Source organism: Shinella sp. BE166, from assembly GCF_051201095.1.
GTDB lineage: Bacteria > Pseudomonadota > Alphaproteobacteria > Rhizobiales > Rhizobiaceae > Shinella > Shinella lacus.
Window position 1 is genome coordinate 1 of the sequence record NZ_JBPEHL010000022.1, and the last position, 15,537, is coordinate 15,537.

Consider the following 15,537-nt stretch of genomic DNA (forward strand, 5'->3'; position numbering starts at 1 on the left):
TCACATTCGAAAGCTCGACACCCGAACCATCCGCCTTCACGCGAATTTTGACGTTGTAATCAACGACCCGCTTTACAGGGACCAAGATCTTCATGCGTTTGAACACTCCTATGCTCATGAATTCCGCTGACCGGCACCGCTTCCTTCAACCGGGATCAGGCGACCCAAAGACCCTTTGCAAGAGGTCGAGCACGCCGTACCGGGTCAGCAGCGCGTAATAGTGCGAGGCCAGGCTGTTGACGAGGATGCCACGCACGACCTGAAACCCGACGACGGTCGGAACGGCGAGGTGCAGGATTTCAGCCGTGACCGTCATTTCGGACAGGCCGCCCGGCGAGCTCGCCAGGATCGCGGCCGGATAGGTCAAGCCGGTCGCAAAAGACAAAAGCAGGGCGAAACCGACCATCACGGTGCCCAGCCCGAAAATGGAGATGACGCTGAAGAACGCCACCCGCGGGAGCTTCGCCAGGATATCCCGGCGAAAGCGGCAACCCACAGCAAAACCGATCATCAACTGGGCAACGGCAAAGAGCGGGTGATACATCTTGCCCGCGACGAGGCCCCTGGAGGCAAAGATTGCGGTGAACAGGATCGCACCGATCATATAGGGGTTGTTGAGCCGGATGCGCCCGAGAAAATAGGCAAAGGCCGCCCCTCCGACGATCAGGCCCACCGTCCAGTATGGATCGACGATCCGGGTGCCGGGCGCCACCGCGAAATCGGGCGTGCCGAATGCGAGCAGGATCGACGGGATGGTGAGGGCGACGATCGTGACGCGCAATGTATGGACGATGGCGATTGGCTCGGCCTGGGCGCCCATCTGCACGCCGATGTTCCCCATCTCCGCAAGACCGCCCGGCAGGCTGGCAAAAAACGCCGTTTTCTGGTCGAGCCGGGCCTGCCGCGCAAGAATGACCCCCGCCACGCAAGACATCATTACGGAAACAAGCGCACTCAGCACCATGAGCGGCAGCCAGCCGCCGAGTTCCGCCAGAACACTCGCCGTCATCGTCAGGCCAACGGCCGTTCCGATCGTGAGCTGGCCGAATTTGCGCACATTCTCGTTGGGCCGCAGATCGAACCCGGCAGCCGAGAGGCAGGCCGCCACGAGCAGCGGCCCCAGCATCCAGGCCAGGGGAATATGATAGGCCGCACCCGAAAAGCCCGCGAGCGCTGCGAGCGCGAAGGCCAGGGTGGTCGTGCTCAGCCTTTTCCAGGCTTTCAACGATGGAATTGCACCACTCCTTGAGATGTGCGGAATGTTTTCAGAATGCGCGCCACGGACCCCATTGGAAAAGGCCCGCGACGCCCAATACCTTGGGCGCTACTTGGAATCCAGTTCCTTCAGCACCTCGCGGCCAATCCGGAAGCTGTCGACCATCGCGGGCACGCCGCAATAGATGCCGACCTGAAGAAAGACCTCCTTGATCTCGTCCCGGGTCAGGCCATTGTTTATGGCGCCGCGCACGTGCGCTGCAAGCTCATGCGGACGGTTGAGCGCGCTGATCATCGCCAGATTGATGATCGAGCGGGTTTTCCGGTCCAGTCCCTCGCGGCCCCAGACTTCGCCCCAGCAATAGGTGGTGACGAGCTGCTGCAGGTCCTGCGTGAAATCGTCGGCCTGGGCGAGCGCCTTGTCCACATAGGCGTCCCCGAGCGTTGCACGGCGGATGGCGAGACCCTTGTCGTAGGTTTCCTGGTCCATGTACATGTCCTTTCATGAGGCAGTTGGTTTTAGGTCGGGCCGTCAGGAGGCAGCGCGCATGCGCTCCGCCTCGATCGTCAGTTCGCTGAGGATGTAGGGCATGACCCCGCCGCTGCGCGCATATTCGACCTCGACAGGCGTATCGAGGCGCAGGATCAACGGCACTTGCGTGCTCGTTCCATCGGCCCGGTGGATGACGAGCGTCAGGGACTGGCCGAGTTCCACGTCATCGCCGAGACCGAGGATATCGAAGCGTTCCGAGCCATCGAGGTCGAGGTCGGCGGTCCGGGTTCCCCCGGCGAGCTGGCACGGAAGCACGCCCATGCCGACGAGGTTGCTGCGGTGGATGCGCTCGAAGCTTTCGGCCACGATGGCGCGCACGCCCAGAAGCCGCGTGGCCTTCGCCGCCCAGTCCCGCGCGCTGCCGGTGCCATACTCCTGGCCAGCCACCACAATCAGCGGCACGTCGTCGGCCTTGTAGCGAAGCGAGGCGTCGTAGATGCTCATCATCTCGCCGCCGGGCTGGTGTGCGGTCACGCCGCCCTCCACGCCGGGAACCATGCGGTTGCTGAGCCGCTGGTTGCCGAACCCGCCACGCACCATCACCTCATGGTTCATCCGCCGTGCACCAAAATTGTTGAAATCGAGCGGCGCGACGCCGAGGCTGCCGAGATAAGTCCCGGCTGGGGAACTCGCCTTTATGTTGCCGATCGGGCTGATGTGATCGGTGGTAACCGAATCCCCCAGGATCGCCAGCGCCCTTGCGCCGATGATCGGCGTCAGGACGGAGACCAGGAATTCGGGCGCCAGGAAGGGCGGCTCCTTCAGGTAGGTTGATTGCTCGTCCCATGCATAGAGCTTGCCCGTCGTCTGCGGAATGGTCTTCCAGTTCGGATCGCGCGCGGCAATATCGCCCGCATAGGTCTCGCGGTAGAATTCCGGATTGGCCGCAATCGCCTGGGCTTCCGCGAGCTCTTCGGAGGATGGCCAGATATCGCTGAGATAGACGGGCTTGCCATTCGTCCCCGTTCCGAGCGGCTCGTTCAGCAGGTCGATATCCATCCGCCCCGTCAGCGCGAACGCCACCACGAGGGGCGGGCTTGCGAGGAAGGAAGCACGCACGGCCGGGTGGATGCGCGCCTCGAAATTGCGGTTTCCCGACAGCACGGCACAGGCGACGACGTCGCGCGCGGCAATCTGTTCCTCCAGCTCGGGATCAATCGGCCCGGAGGCGCCGACGCAGGTGGCACAACTGTAGCCGGCGACGGCGAAGCCGAGCGTGTCGAGCGCGCCCTGAAGGCCGGTCGCTTCGAGATAGCGGCTGACCACCATCGAGCCCGGCGTCAGCGACGCCTTCACCCAGGGCTTGGTGCGAAGGCCGAGGGCGACGGCATTGCGGGCGACGAGCCCCGCCGTCAGCATGACAACCGGATTGGACGTGTTGGTGCAGGAGGTGATGGCCGCGATCACGACGTCGCCGTCGCGCACCTTGCGCGCGGTCTCGTCCGCATCGGCGGGAGCGGCCGGCGTCTTTCCGTAGCCGCCTTGCGCAACCGGCGCCGCGAGCACATCCGCGAACCGTTCCTTCAATCCGTCGAGCGGGATGCGGTCCTGCGGCCGCTTCGGGCCGGCAAGATTGGGCACGACGATCGACAGGTCGAGCTCGATCACCCCGGAATAATCGATGTCGCCGGATTTCGGCGCGCCGAAGAACCCTTGCGCGCGGTAGAGCTTTTCGGCCGCCTGCACGGTCTCCTCCGAGCGTCCCGTCTGGCGAAGATAGGAGCAGGTCTGCTCGTCGACGGGGAAATATCCGATGGTCGCGCCGTATTCGACGGCCATGTTGGCGATGGTTGCGCGATCGGGCACGCTCAGCGTCGCGACGCCTTCGCCGAAGAACTCGACGAACTTGCCGACGACCTTCGCCTTGCGCAGCATTTCGGTGACATGCAGGACGAGATCGGTGGCCGTCACGCCCTCGCGCAGCCTGTTGGAAACGTGCACGCCCACCACGTCCGGCGTGAGGAAGAAGAGCGGTTGCCCCAGCACGGCGGCCTGCGCCTCGATGCCCCCGACGCCCCAGCCGACAGTGCCGAGGCCTGCAATCATGCAGGTGTGGGAATCCGTCCCGACGAGGGTGTCGGGATAACAGATGCCGTCCTTTTCGAGGTAGCCGGGCGCCAGAAGTTCGAGATTGAGTTGGTGCAGGATGCCGGCACCCGGCGGGAAAAGACGAACGCCACCATAGGCCTGCATGGCCCATTTGACGAAACGATAGCGCTCTGCGTTGCGACGGATGTCGAGTGCGGTATTGAGCTTCAGCGCGTCCGGCCGGGCGTTGTAGTCGACCGTCAGCGTATGATCGAGCGCCATGTCGACCGGCACCTTGGGGCCGACGATTTCTGCAGGATAACCACGACGCATCATCGCGCTGCGAATGGCCGTCAGGTCGCCAAGCAGCGGAATGCCGGCCGCGCAGTTCAGCACGATACGCCCGACCGTGAAGGGAATTTCCGTCTCGCGCGGCGCATTCGGCTGCCAGTTGGCGAGAGATTCGACGTGGCTGCGCAGGACCTTCTTGCCGTCGCAATTGCGCAGGACCGATTCCAGCACGATGCGCAGCGAAACGGGCATACGCGAGACCTTGCCGATGCCGTTTTCCTCCAGCGCGGGCACGGAAAAGTATTTGCGGCCGGACCCAAGGTTGATGTCGCGACAGGTCTTATCCTTGAGATCGGATGTCATTGGGAACTCGCTGATGAAAGGGTTTCCATGAACGTGCGAACCGACGCGAGGTCGGCCAGGGTTCGAACATGCTCCGTAAGGGTTTCGGCATGCGCCTCGGACAGCCGTCCACGCGTCAAAAGCTTGAACTTTTCACGGCTTTCGGCCTGCGTGCAGGGATCGACCGGCGTGCCGTGGCAATCCAGCACCGTGCCTTCGAACGATCGTCCGTCGGCAAGTGTCAGCGAGACGCAGGCGCCGTACTGGCTGGGATAGACGGCATCGATGCGGGGATCTACGACGATCTCGATGCGCGCTGCCAGCTCCCGGATATCCGCGCGGTTGACCACGGCGGCGGAGAACATGTCCGGGTCGCGCGGGTCGCCCATCAGGGAGAGCGCGGCGCAATAGGGAATGCTGTACTGGGCGCCCATCGTGTCGATCGGCGCCGGCTCGCTGTTGTTCTGGGCGGCATATTTGCTGACGCCGACGCGCACATGGGCGATATCGGCGGATGTGAGCGGCTGGGGGCCGCGCATTTGCGAAAGCAGCTGCACGGTGGACTGGATCCATCCGCAGATCGGGTAGACCTTGAACCAGGTCTTCGAGATCGCCCATTGCGAGCCCAGCCCCTCGCTCAGCCGGGCCGCATCCGCGCTGCTGCCGCCGAACACTTCGACGAGGCCGAAGCGGCTGTCGATGGCGAAGGGCGGGCCGAGGAAGCCGCGCCGGGCAAGCTGGGCGGCACGCACGCCGGCCTCTGCCGCGCGGCCAAGATGCAGCCGCTTCACCATGCCGCCGCCCTTGCCGATGGCAAAACTCTTGACGCCGCCCGCGGCCGAGCAGCTGAGCCCGATGGCAGAGAGAAGCTCGTCACGCGTCAGGCCCATGACGATGCCGGCAGCAATCGCACAGCCGGCCGGAGCCGAAAGGCTCGCGACATGAAACCCGCGCCGGGACGGTTCGGCGCCGAGCGCCAGGCCGATACGGTGCGTCACCTCGTAACCGGCGACGATGGCTTCCAGAAGCCTGGCGCCGCTGGCTTCGACGGCCTCGGCGGCGGCAAGGGCTGCCGGTATGACCGCCGCACCGGGATGCACGACGGATTCGGCGATCAGGTCGTCAAGCTCGTAGCCGTGGATTGCCGTGCCATTGCAAAGGGCGGCGGCGGGTGCCGCGAGCCTTCCCCGGCCGATGACGGTGCTGAAGCCCTGCGTTCCTTCCGCGATCATCTCGTCGGCCAGGATGCGCGACCATGGCTGCGAGGCGCCGAAGACACCGCAACCCAGCGCTTCCAGAAGGCAGATCCTGGCCTGTTCCACGACGGCCGGCGGCAGCGTATCAACGGATATCTGGCGGACGAGGTCGATCAAGTCGTGGGCGTGGCTGTTCGTCGTCATGGTGTCCATGGGTATTCCTCTGCTGGCGTATGGGATGCGGCGTGTCCGTCAGAGCCGGATGATGCCGACACCCTTCTCGATGTCGATCCGTGTGCCAAGCGGCTCGGACAGGGATTTGAGGCGTTGAAGAACCGCCTCGCCGGTTTCCTTGTCGGCCAGGAAGGGGCGGCCTTCCGTCAGGGCATGCGCGCCCTTGCCCGTCTGGCGCGTGATGACCGTTCCGTCCGGCGTCGTGCGGCGCCCCATCTCGACCGGGTGCAGCCGGATCTCCTTCAGGGCGTCGCCATCGTACTCCAGCTCGAACACGGCGGAACTCCACCAGGGTGCGAGATCGAGGCCGGGATGGAGCGGATAGGCGGCGGCGTTCAATGTCGTCAGGCGATCGACATCGTGATCCCAGGCCTCGTAGCTGTCATAGGGCACACGGCGGACGAATTCCGACTGCGCGATGAAATTGCCGACGCCGTAGAAGATCGGCTTGCCGTCATGGATCTCGATGCCGAGCGTCTTGTGCCAGCCGTGGCCGATATAGATGTCCGCGCCCGCGTCGATGGCGGCATGGGCGAACTGGCGGGCGAAGCGCGGAGGATTGTCGCTGCGCGGGCCTTCCGAGACGTTGTAATGATGGGCGACCATGACGAGGTCGGCCATCGTCGCCGCCTCTTTGATCGATCGCAGATTGCCTTCGAGATCGCGCGGATGGCACTCGCTGAACACACCGAACTTCTCGCCGGCGACGAAGGCGGGCGACGTGCGGGTCGACTGGTCGCCGGGGAAATTCAGCGCGATTTCTTCGGCACCCGCGGCGTTTTTGCGCCGGCTGCCGATGCCGAGCCGGCTGGCGAGCCTTTCCAGTTCGGCGGCGGCAGCACCATCGACCTCGTATTTCATCGACACGCGCAGGGGATTGACGCCGGGCCGGCCGCGCAGCTGCGCCTTGGGATGGCTTGCCCATTCGTAGGCCTTGTTGCCCGAACTCGTCGAAACGAGCGCCACGCGGCCCTTCCGCGTCTCGAAGAAGGCCGGCTCGCGCGCCTCCTCCAGATCGCGGCCCGTGCCGGCGCAGGCGAATCCCGCGTCCCGGCAATGGCGGGCGGTTGACAGGAGGCCGGACGGGCCGAAATCGAAACTGTGGTTATGGGCGAGCGACAGAATATCGATCCCGGCCGACTTCAGTTCCGCGGCAAGGTCCGGCTCCGCAATCATGTAGCTTGCAACCCAGTCGCCGCGCGACGCCCATTCCAGATCGTCCGCATCGCCGAAGTTCATTTCGAGATGGGCATAGGTGACATCGGAGTTCGCGAGCAGATCGAGCACTGCAAGAAATTCCGGCTCCTTATAGGCGGTGAAGGGCCGGGCAATCATGCACTCGCCTGCCAGGACGACTTTCCAATCCCGCTTGCGAGACATGTTTTCTCCCCCGATTCTTTCGATTGATTGGCATGGCCGGCGCCCACCCCTCTCGATGGGCGCCCTTGGGACGCCGTGGCGTCCGGTGTCGCGCTCAGTAATAGGCGCGTTCGGCTCCGAGAAGGTTTTCGCGGAAGCGGTCCTTCAGGTGCACGCCGTCGCGCACGCGGATCGACATGGGATAGCGCTGCGTGTTCACCTTGATGGCCGCAAAGAATGGGCCATCGCCTTCGAAGAGCTTCGGCACGACCGCGTTGAGCTCGGCCTCTGTGTAGACCGTCTCGGCACCGGCGAAGCCGCATTCGCGCGCAACGCCGGCCAGGCTGACGCCCCGCCGCGTATGGGTCGGCTGCATGCCGGTCTCGCTGTAGTGCTCGTTGTCGATGACGGCGATGGCGAGGTTCTTAGGACGCTGCGCGCCGATCGTCGCAAAGGCGCCGATGCCCATCAGCATTTCACCGTCGCCGGTCATGACAAGCACGCGGCGGTCGGGCTGGGCAAGCGCAAGGCCGAGGCCCATCATCGCGGCAGCACCCATCCCGCCCCACAGGCAGAACGTGTTGAGGTGGTCGACCGTGCCGGCATCGTAGGTCGCCGACCCGAGGCCCGTGACCATCAGCGCGTCTCCACGCTGTGCGACGATCGCTCTCAACACCTCGCGGCGATCCATCGTACCTTTTTTCGTGTCGCTCATTGTTACTTGCTCCAGTCCTTGAAGCCGAGAAGCCGCTGGCTGAGGAGCACTGCGACGACGCAATTGGAAGAAAAGGCGAGCTGCGCGCCGGCGTAGACGATCTGTCCCACCTCTTCGGCATGGCTCGCGCGCTGAACGTAGACGCCCATGTCCTGCAGGACGCGCTCGGCATTCTGCCCCATCGGCAGCTGCCAGGGATTGAACTCGCCCCACTCGCCGCGCATGGTGACGACCATCAGCAGCGGCATGCGGCAGTGGAGCGGAACGCTCAGCATGTTGATACAGTTGCCGACACCGGACGATTGCATGAGGAGCGCGCCGCGATCACCCCCGAGCCATGCACCGGAAAGCATGGCAACGCCCTCTTCCTCGGTCGTCAGCGAGACTGCGGTCATGTCGGCGTCCGCCTCGCAGTTCGAGATCAGCTCGATATGGCCGGCATCCGGAACGTAGGCGACTTGTTTGACATCGCTCCGCTTGAGTGCCTGGAATATCTCGCCGGGCCAAAGTCGGGGGGTAGGTTCTTGTTTCACGTCGACTCCCATTGAAAGGCTTGAACAGAATTTGGAAAAGGCGGGGCCTGGCTGCGCGGCCACAGGCCGCGCAGAGGATGGTTTTCAGGTTGGTTTTCAGCGATCAGAGCTGTTCGGCTACGCCGGATTCCTTGACGACCGTGGCCCATTTCTTGATGTCACTGGCCACCTGCTTGGCGAACTCGTCGGGCTTGTTGCCCACGAGCACGGCACCGGTCGGCTCGAAGCGGCCGCGGAAGCCGGGATCGTCGATGAGCGCCTTGACGCCCTCGTAGACCTTCTGGACGATCTTCGGATCCGTGCCGGTGGGAACGAGAAGACCATACCAGAGATCGGATTCGAACCCGTCGAGGCCCGGCAGTTCGGCGACCGCCGGAACGTCCGGCAGGGACGAGTTGCGGTCGAGGCTGCTCACGGCCAGAGCGCGCAGCTGACCCTGCTTGATATAGGGCGACGCGCTGAGGATGGAGACGAAGAGGCAGTCGATATGGTCGCCGAGAAGGGCGGTGATCGACGAGCCCGTTCCCTTGTAGGGAATGTGCGTGATGTCGACGCCCGCGCGTGACTTCAGCATTTCGAGCGCCAGATGCGCACCGCCGCCGACGCCCGACGAGCCGCAGCTCAGCGTGCCCGGGCTTTTCTTCGCAAGTTCGAGGAACTCTTCCATGGTCTTTGCCGGCGATGCCGGCGGCACCAGGAAGACGAAGGGCAGGCTCGACAGCATCGAGACCGGCGTAAAGTCCTTGATCGGATCATACTTCACGCGGTCGCCGAAGAGCTGCGGATTGATGGCGATCGTGGCATTGGTCGTCAGAAGCAGCGAGTAGCCGTCCGGCTTCGATTTCGCGACGATGTCCGTTCCCAGATTGCCGTTTGCACCCGGCTTGTTTTCGACGATCACCGCGTTGTTGTTCCAGAGACCCTGCAGCTTGTTGGCGAGTTCGCGCGAAACGATGTCCGTGCCCCCGCCCGCCTCGAAGGGCGTGATGATCCGAACCGTCTGGTTCGGATAGTCCTCCGCGGACTGCGCAAAGGCCGGAACGCTTTGCAGGGCGAGTAAGGATATTGCTAGTCCGGCAATCTTCTGACGATATGAAAACATGACTTTCCTCCCTTTATGCTGGGGAGTTTAGTAAGCGGGTCATGCAGGCGCAAAGCGTCATTTTCGATAGTAGTATGCGATACAGGCATACTGGGATCTGACGCGCAAACAAGCGCTCTCCCCTCGCGCGAGGGCGCGCTTTATCGCTCAACCAGGCGGATTGGCTCTACTTCGCAGCGCGCTCGCGCTCACGCGCCCGCAGCGTCGCGCGAACATGGTCCGGCGTCAGCGTCGGCGTCAGAAGTTCGATGAAATCGAAGATGAAGCGGCGGATATAGGTGTCGGTCCGCAGGGTGACATAACTGGTGCTCGCCTCGAAGAGATGGCTGGCATCGCGCGCGCGCAACGCCCTGTCATGAGCCGGGTCAAAGGCATCGGTCGCCATGACGGCGATGCCGATGCCCATCTCGACATAGGTCTTGCCGACATCCGCATCCACGGCATTGAACAGGATGGTCGGCGTAATGCCCTTTTTCTCGAAGGCGTCGAGGATCTTCCATCGGCCGCTGCGGTGCGGATCATGCGCGATCATCGGATATTTTGCGATGGCCTCCAGCGTCAGCGTCTTCACCCGGAAAATGGGGTGGCCCTTCGGAGCGATCAGGCTTCGGGTGATCTGGTAGCAGGGCAGGCGCAGCAGGTGGGGAAAGGGCCGCATCGTCTCCGTGCCGACGGCAATGTCGGCCTTGCCGGTCTCCACCGCCTCGCAGATTTCCGTCGGATTGCCCTGCAAGAGCCCGATCCGCACATGCGGATGGCGCTGGACGAAGCTCTTGATGACGCGGGGCAGGATATATCTGGCATGGGTATGGGTGGTCGCGATCGTCAGCGTGCCGCCTTCCTGGGCGCCGTAGTCCTCGCGGATGTTCTTGAGGCTCTGGACTTCGTTGAGGATGCGCTGGGCGATTTCGACGACTTCGCGGCCCGGATCCGTCAGGCCGGTCACCCGGTTCCTGCTGCGCTGGAAGATCGAGAAGCCGAGTTCGAGCTCCAGTTCCTGGATCTGCTTGCTCATGCCGGGCTGGGAGGTGTTCAACGCATCGGCGGCGGCGGAAATATGGTTGCCCTGCCGGTTGACCTCGATGACATAGCGGAGTTGGCGAAGCTGGACCATGGGCATTTCCTGCGGTGATGACCTCAGGCCTAGTCTATGCGGCTTATGTCCGCTTCGTCATGAAAAATATCAGGTTTTCCGTAAAACAGCGATCATCGGGCAATCGCGGCAAGGTCGCTTTCATCCTGCGGCCAGAATTCGCCGGGCGTGCAGACCCATCCCTCCATCAGCCGCCGTGCCGAGCGGCTCATGGCGAGCCGATCGGCGGTGAACGTTCCCGCCGTTTGAGAAACGTCCGCTTCGACCGTCAGGATACCCGATGCGTGGCCGAGCCTGACTTTCGGACTGCGGGTTTGCGCGAGGCGATAAGGCACCGTGCCCGGCACCTGCAAGGCCGCCGCAATCGCGGCAGCGCCCGTGCCGGTGATCGCGTGGTGCAGTTTTCCCATCGATATGATCCGCGCCACCAGATCGATCGAGGATGCGCCGATGACCTGTCCGTTCGATGCCCGGTAGTCGATCGAAGGAGAGACGAAGGCGAGTTTCGGCATGTGCGGTCGCGTCTGTGTCGCTTCCTGCGGTGTTTTCGCCAGCCCCATGGCGACGGCGCAGGCGGCGCGGATCATCTCCAGGCGCTCCAGCAGTTCGTCATCGCCGTTGATGTGCTCGGGCAGCTCCGTTCCGGCCAGTCCGAGCACGCGCGCCTCGACGATTGCCGTTGCCATTCCGGCCTGGACGAGCGTGACATCGAACCGTCCGATGCCCGGCACCTCCACCCTGTCCAGAACTCGGCCCGTGGGGAAAAGCCCGCCGTCCGCGTTGTCCTGCGGCGGATATTCGATCAGGATTTCGGCGCCGGCAAATGCGACCCCATCCATCTCGAACGAACCGGTCTCGGCGGTCTGGCCGGCCTGCACGGGCACGCGGGCTACGATCTGCTGGCCGAGATTGACCTGCCAGATCCGGACGGTCGCAAGGCCTTCGGACGGCACGTCGACGAAGCCTTCGTCGATGGCGAAGGATGCAGCCGCACTCAGGAGATTGCCGCAGCTTCCGGACCAGTCGATCAGGGCGCGATCAACCGCGACCTGACCGAAGAGATAGTCGATATCGCAGCCGGGGCGCGTCGACCGGGAGATGACCGCGACCTTGCTTGCGCTGGAATGGCCGCCGCCGACGCCGTCCATCTGGCGACCATAGGGGTCAGGGCTCCCAAAGGCCCGCAGCAGCACGCGGTCACGCACCGCCAGGTCCGAAGGCAAGTCCTCCAGCCGGACGAACAGGCCCTTGCTGGTGCCGCCCCTCATGAGGACGGCGGGGATACGGCGTCGCGTCATGGCTCAGCCTTCCGCGATCGCCTGATCCTTCTGCTTGCGAACCAGAGGAACAACCATCAGGATCATGAGGCCAAGCGCGATCGCCAGGAAAACGGCGCTGAGCGGCGACGAGACGAAGACCTCAAGGTTGCCGTGCGACTGCAACATGGCGCGGCGGAAGTTCTCCTCGATCATCGGGCCGAGCAGGAAGCCGAGGATGAACGGCGCCGGCTCACAGTCGAGCTTGAGGAAGACATAGCCGAGCAAGCCGAAGAAGGCGGCAAAGGCGATGTCGCTGGCGCTCATATTGACCGTGTAGATGCCGATGCACGAGAAGACGAGGATGAGCGGATAGAGCCAGCGATAGGGAACCTTGAGAAAGGCCACCCAGAGGCCGACCAGCGGCAGGTTGAGGATGACGAGCATCACATTGCCGATCCACATGCTGGCGACCAGGCCCCAGAAGAGTTCCGGATGCGACGTCATCACCTGGGGACCGGGCGTGATGCCGTGGATCATCAGCGCGCCGAGCAGCAGCGCCATGGTCGCGCTGCTGGGAATGCCGAGGGTCAGCGTGGGGATGAAGTGCGTCTGCGCGGCCGCATTGTTGGCCGATTCCGGGCCGGCAACGCCTTCGATCGCGCCCTTGCCGAAGCGGGACGGATCCTTGGCGAGCTTCCGTTCAAGCGCGTAGGACGCGAAGGAGGCGATGGTCTGCCCCGTTCCCGGCAGGACGCCCAGGATGGAGCCGATGCCGGTGCCGCGCAAAATGGGTTTCCAGGATGCCTTCAGGTCTTCGCGGGTCGGCATGAGGTTGGTCACGCGCCCGGTCAGGACTTCGCGCTTCAGCGAGACGCCGAGATTGACGACGATTTCCGAGAAGGCAAACAGGCCGGCGGCAACGACGACGAAATCAAAACCCTCGGCAAGGCCATCCATGCCGAAGGTGAAGCGGTCGATGCCGGAATTGACGTCCGTGCCCGCCAGACCGAAGATCGCGCCGCAAAACGCCATGCCCATGCCCTTGACGAGAGACCCGCGCACGAGGGCGGATGAACAGATCAGGGCCATGAACATCAGGGAGAAATATTCCGCCGCGCCGAACTTCAGCGCCACGGCGCCAAGCGGCGGCCCGACGAAGGCGATGAGCAGCGTGCCGATGCAGCCGGCAATGACCGAGCCGATGGCGGCGATGGCCAGAGCCGGTCCCGCCCGCCCCTGCCGCGCCATCTGATATCCATCGATGCAGGTGACCGCCGAGGAGGATTCGCCCGGAAGATTGACCAGGATCGCGGTGGTCGAGCCGCCATAGGCCGCACCGTAGTAGATGCCGGCAAGCATGATCATCGCGCCTTCGGGCGGAAGACCGAAGGTCAGCGGCAAGAGCACGGCGATCGTCACCAGCGGCCCGACGCCCGGCAGCACGCCGATGAAGGTGCCGAGCAGCACGCCGGCAAAACAATAGGCAAGGTTCATCGGCGACAGGGCGACGCCGAAACCCAGCGAAAGATGCTGAATAAGTTCCATCACCAGGGCCTCAGTTTGAGGGGAATGTTCAGTCCGTAGACGAAGATGCCCACCGCGATCAGCGTCATCGCGAGAACCATGATGGCGAGTTCGCGCATGCTGCCTTCGCGTCCTGCCAGCCGGCTGATCAACACGAGGGCCACCACCGCGACGATGAGGCCGCGCGATTCGATGAGCAGGCTGAAGGTGAAGACGGCGACGAGGATGAAGACGAGCGGCCGGATTTCCCAGCTCGTCACGCTTTCGGAGGTCTCCGGATGCAGGCTCGAGCGGACGACCATCGTGAGCCCGATCAGCGTCATGATGGTTCCCAGGATGACCGGGAAATAACCCGGACCCATATTGCCCGCCGTTCCCATGTCGTAGCTCTGGCCCAACACAATGGTGCCAAGCCCGATCGCGCCGAAAAGAGCTCCGCTCAGGAAATCTTTTGTGATGTGAATCTTCATTCTTCCTCCCCGTCCTCCGACATGTCGATGCCGGTGCGTCCTCCCGCCCGGCGCCGCTGTCATACAGCGCTTTGTCCGCATCCTGCGCCGGCCTTTGGCCGCCACGGGACGATTCAGCTCATTTTCCGGCGGCTGTCACCGCTGCACGAACGGATTGGCCGACGGCGCACCGTAGTTCATCCAGACGCTCTTCACCTGCAAGTATTCTTTGATCATTTCCGCACCGTTCTCCCGGCCGACGCCGCTCTGGCGGTAACCGCCGAACGGCGACATGTAGCTCGTTGCGCGATAGGTATTCACCCAGACGGTGCCGGCTTTCAACACCTCCGTCATGCGCACCGCCCGGCCGATATCCCGTGTCCAGACGCCGGCGGCAAGCCCGTACATCGTATCGTTGGCAATCCGCACGGCATCCGCCTCGTCCTTGAAGCGGATGACGGAAAGGATCGGGCCGAACACCTCTTCCTGCGCGATGCGCATGCCGTTGTGCACGTCCTTGAAGATCGTCGGCTCGACGAACCAGCCGTCGCCGCATTCCGGCCGCTTGCCGGGCTCTCCGCCCATCACAAGCGTCGCCCCCTCGCCGCGGGCGACGTCGATATAGTTCAGCACCTTCTCGTATTGCGGCATGGTCGTGATGGGGCCGACCTGCGTCTGCATATCGGCGGGATCACCCATGCGGGCCGCCTTCACCGTCTCGACAAGGCGCTCAAGGAAAGCATCGTGGATGGAATCCTCGACCAGAAGGCGGGAGCCTGCGAGACAGGTCTGGCCGGTCGCCGCAAAGATACCCGCGATCGCGCCGTTCACCGCTTCGTCCAGGTCCGCATCGGCAAAGACGATATTGGGCGATTTTCCGCCGAGCTCCATCGTCACATGTTTCATGGTCTGCGCCGCCGAGGCATAGATCCGCTTTCCGGTCGCATCCGATCCCGTGAAGGCGACCTTGGCGACCTTTGGATGCTCCACCAGCGGCGTGCCGACCTCGTTGCCAAACCCCGTGACGACATTGACGAGGCCGCTCGGCGCGCCGGCTTCCTCGATGATCTTGACGAATTCCAGCACGGAGGCGGATGTGAATTCGGACGGCTTGATGACCACCGCATTGCCGGCCGCCAGCGCCGGCGCCAGCTTCCACGCCGTCAGCATGAGCGGCGAATTCCAGGGCGTGATGACGGCCACGACACCGAGCGGCTCATAGCGCGTATAGTTGAGATATCCGCGTTTATCGAGCGGGATGACGGAGCCTTCGACCTTGTCGGCGAGCCCGCCATAATAGTGATACCAGTTCGGCATGTAGCGCATCTGCGCCAGCATCTCGGCCATCAGCTTGCCGTTGTCGCGCACCTCGATGGCTGCCAGCTGTTCGGCGCGCTGCGCGGCAAGATCACCGATGCGACGCAACAGCGCGCCGCGCTCGCTTGCCGTGCTGGCGGCCCAGGGGCCGGTGGTCACCGCCGCGTGGGCGGCTTCGACGGCGCGCTCCACATCCGCAGCATTGCCTCGTGCGACCCGCGCCCAGGGCTTGCCGGTGAAGGGATTGAACGTGTCGAACCATTCTCCGCCATTGGGACCAACGAACTTGCCGTCTATATAGTGCTGAAAATCCTGCATTCCGGTCTC

At 63.8% G+C, this 15,537-nt stretch carries 13 protein-coding genes and 1 pseudogene; all 14 read right to left on the bottom strand.

Annotated features, from left to right (window positions below; genetic code table 11):
- Positions 1-94, bottom strand: a pseudogene (locus tag J2Y63_RS31405) (electron transfer flavoprotein subunit beta/FixA family protein); the annotation flags it as partial.
- Between the two features lie 51 nt (positions 95-145).
- Entirely contained in the window at positions 146-1,225 is a 1,080-nt protein-coding gene (locus J2Y63_RS31410) for an AbrB family transcriptional regulator (RefSeq protein ID WP_435269228.1), read from the bottom strand.
- Positions 1,226-1,324: 99 nt separating this feature from the next.
- Positions 1,325-1,705: a 4-carboxymuconolactone decarboxylase gene (gene pcaC, locus J2Y63_RS31415; RefSeq protein ID WP_100674842.1), complete on the bottom strand. Its 381-nt coding sequence runs from the start codon at positions 1,703-1,705 to the stop codon at positions 1,325-1,327.
- Between the two features lie 42 nt (positions 1,706-1,747).
- A complete protein-coding gene (gene acnA / locus J2Y63_RS31420) occupies positions 1,748-4,450 on the bottom strand; it encodes an aconitate hydratase AcnA (protein ID WP_435269229.1) in 2,703 nt (900 codons plus the stop codon).
- Complete coding sequence (locus tag J2Y63_RS31425) at positions 4,447-5,838, bottom strand: MmgE/PrpD family protein (RefSeq protein WP_435269230.1); 1,392 nt, start codon at positions 5,836-5,838, stop codon at positions 4,447-4,449. The genes acnA and J2Y63_RS31425 overlap by 4 nt, the downstream gene beginning before the upstream one ends.
- A gap of 39 nt (positions 5,839-5,877) precedes the next feature.
- Complete coding sequence (locus J2Y63_RS31430) at positions 5,878-7,239, bottom strand: CapA family protein (RefSeq protein WP_435269231.1); 1,362 nt, start codon at positions 7,237-7,239, stop codon at positions 5,878-5,880.
- Between the two features lie 94 nt (positions 7,240-7,333).
- Positions 7,334-7,933 carry a thiamine pyrophosphate-dependent enzyme gene (locus tag J2Y63_RS31435; RefSeq protein ID WP_435269232.1) on the bottom strand — a complete coding sequence of 200 codons (600 nt, stop codon included), beginning with the start codon at positions 7,931-7,933 and terminating at the stop codon, positions 7,334-7,336.
- A gap of 2 nt (positions 7,934-7,935) precedes the next feature.
- Entirely contained in the window at positions 7,936-8,478 is a 543-nt protein-coding gene (locus J2Y63_RS31440; RefSeq protein WP_256115290.1) for a thiamine pyrophosphate-binding protein, read from the bottom strand.
- A 91-nt stretch (positions 8,479-8,569) separates the two neighbouring features.
- Complete coding sequence (locus tag J2Y63_RS31445; RefSeq protein WP_435269233.1) at positions 8,570-9,568, bottom strand: Bug family tripartite tricarboxylate transporter substrate binding protein; 999 nt, start codon at positions 9,566-9,568, stop codon at positions 8,570-8,572.
- Between the two features lie 166 nt (positions 9,569-9,734).
- Positions 9,735-10,682: a LysR substrate-binding domain-containing protein gene (locus J2Y63_RS31450; RefSeq protein WP_435269234.1), complete on the bottom strand. Its 948-nt coding sequence runs from the start codon at positions 10,680-10,682 to the stop codon at positions 9,735-9,737.
- A 92-nt stretch (positions 10,683-10,774) separates the two neighbouring features.
- A complete protein-coding gene (gene prpF, locus J2Y63_RS31455; protein WP_435269235.1) occupies positions 10,775-11,959 on the bottom strand; it encodes a 2-methylaconitate cis-trans isomerase PrpF in 1,185 nt (394 codons plus the stop codon).
- Positions 11,960-11,962: 3 nt separating this feature from the next.
- The gene (locus J2Y63_RS31460) at positions 11,963-13,465 is read right to left on the bottom strand and encodes a tripartite tricarboxylate transporter permease (RefSeq protein ID WP_435269291.1); all 1,503 of its coding nucleotides are present in this window, start codon (positions 13,463-13,465) and stop codon (positions 11,963-11,965) included.
- Positions 13,465-13,914, bottom strand: coding sequence for a tripartite tricarboxylate transporter TctB family protein (locus J2Y63_RS31465; protein WP_435269236.1), 450 nt, complete (start codon positions 13,912-13,914; stop codon positions 13,465-13,467). Before J2Y63_RS31465 ends, J2Y63_RS31460 begins: the two co-directional genes overlap by 1 nt.
- Before the next feature lie 135 nt (positions 13,915-14,049).
- A complete protein-coding gene (locus tag J2Y63_RS31470) occupies positions 14,050-15,528 on the bottom strand; it encodes an aldehyde dehydrogenase (RefSeq protein ID WP_435269237.1) in 1,479 nt (492 codons plus the stop codon).
- Between the last annotated feature and the right edge of the window lie 9 nt (positions 15,529-15,537).